We start from the raw sequence: 229 nt of genomic DNA on the forward strand, positions 1-229 counted from the left end.
GAGGGACGGAGAAGGTTAGGCCAGCCTGGCGTTGGTTGTCCAGGTTTAAGGTGGTAGGCTGAAATCTTAGGCAAATCCGGGATTTCAAGGCCGAGAGCTGATGACGAGTTGCCTCTAGGCGACGAAGTGGTTGATACCATGCTTCCAAGAAAAGCTCCTAAGCTTCAGATAACTGGGAACCGTACCCCAAACCGACACAGGTGGTTAGGTAGAGAATACCAAGGCGCTT

The 229-nt window shown here is 52.0% G+C and carries 1 rRNA gene; it reads left to right on the plus strand.

The window, feature by feature from the left end:
• Nucleotides 1-229, plus strand: a 23S ribosomal RNA gene (locus QSV36_RS14235); the annotation flags it as partial.

It is taken from the genome of Pseudomonas sp. BCRC 81390 (assembly GCF_030341915.1).
GTDB lineage: Bacteria > Pseudomonadota > Gammaproteobacteria > Pseudomonadales > Pseudomonadaceae > Aquipseudomonas.